Annotated in this window: 1 pseudogene; it reads right to left on the bottom strand. The window is 46.8% G+C overall.

From position 1 onward, the window contains the following. Positions 1-1,005: pseudogene (vmeI, locus tag R7Q38_RS25090) on the bottom strand (efflux RND transporter permease subunit VmeI); the annotation flags it as partial.

The raw sequence follows: 1,005 nt of genomic DNA, 5'->3' as shown, positions 1-1,005 counted from the left end.
TGTGATGTGATCTACGTGCTCTTGCTCAGCAAGCCAAGATTCCAGTTCTTTTAGCTTATCGTTAGTCGCACGAATATCTGTACCTTCCGGTAGCCACACATCCAGTTGGAAAATTGGCGTGGTTGAAGATGGGAAAAACGATTGTTTTACCAAGGTAAACCCATAAACACTTGCACCAAGCCCAACTATCAACACCACGACCGTTAACCACGCGCGACGCATGCAAAACTCTAAAAACTTTTTATATGCCACAAAAATAATGCCGTTATATGGGTCGTTTTCCTCACCTTCACCTTGCTTGATTTTCTGTCCCTTAAAGAAAATATCGGCAAAGAACGGCGTTAGAGAAATAGCGGTAAACCAACTCAGCATGAGGGAAATCAGCAGCACCGTAAACAAGGTGCCACAGTACTCACCCGTGGAGTCCTCAGACAAACCAATTGGCGCAAATGCCGTTACCGCAATTACAGTTGCACCCAATAGCGGCCCTTTGGTTTGAGTGACAATATCCGTCGCAGCTTGTAATCGCGTTCGCCCTTTTTGAGTACCGATTAATATCCCTTCCACCACCACGATGGCATTATCCACCAACATACCGCGTGCGATAACCAATGCACCCAGAGAGATGCGCTGCAAGTCAATCGCGAGATATTTCATGAAGATGAACGTACCTAAAACCGTGAGTAGCAAGATCAGGCCTATCAGTAGACCCGAGCGTAGCCCCATAAAGAACAGCAATACGATAATGACGATGCCAACCGCCTGCGCCAAACTGATCACAAAACCGCTGACCGATTTATCTACCTCTTTCGGTTGGCTGTAAATCTCCGAGATTTCGACACCAACCGGTTGTTGATACTTCAACTCGGCAAGGCGACGATCAAAGGCCTTACCGACTTCAACCACGTTGACACCTTGAGCAAACGACACACCAACGTTCAGCGCTAAGCTGCCGTTAAAGTTGATGATGTTACTCGGCACTTCAACATAGCCACGTTTAATTTC

Origin of the sequence: Vibrio sp. Vb0598, from assembly GCF_033338935.1 — a bacterium.
Taxonomy (GTDB): Bacteria; Pseudomonadota; Gammaproteobacteria; order Enterobacterales; family Vibrionaceae; genus Vibrio; species Vibrio alginolyticus.
This window is presented reverse-complemented; position numbering and strand designations above follow the sequence as displayed.